Source organism: Vibrio sp. SG41-7 (genome assembly GCF_014164465.1).
GTDB classification, from domain to species: Bacteria; Pseudomonadota; Gammaproteobacteria; order Enterobacterales; family Vibrionaceae; genus Vibrio; species Vibrio splendidus.
The window spans coordinates 1-227 of record NZ_JACJFF010000469.1 but is presented as its reverse complement, the minus strand read 5'-3'; the positions used below and the strand labels follow the sequence as shown (position 1 = coordinate 227).

The following is a 227-nucleotide window of genomic DNA, read 5'->3' as shown; positions in this document are numbered from 1 at the left end:
AGAATATGGTGGAGGGAGACGGATTCGAACCATCGAAGGCAGTGCCGGCAGATTTACAGTCTGCTCCCTTTGGCCACTCGGGAACCCCTCCAGGGTGTGTCTTACTCTTCACAAAGTAAGCCTAAATTGATGTTTTCCCATAAGCCCATCAACTAGGTTGTTCTCTTAACTCTCGAAAGAGGTAAGAAGAATATGGTGGAGGGAGACGGATTCGAACCATCGAAGGC

At 48.9% G+C, this 227-nt stretch carries 1 tRNA gene; it reads right to left on the bottom strand.

The window, feature by feature from the left end:
* Nucleotides 1–6: 6 nt before the first annotated feature.
* Nucleotides 7–91, bottom strand: a tRNA-Tyr gene (locus tag H5300_RS27615).
* Between the last annotated feature and the right edge of the window lie 136 nt (nucleotides 92–227).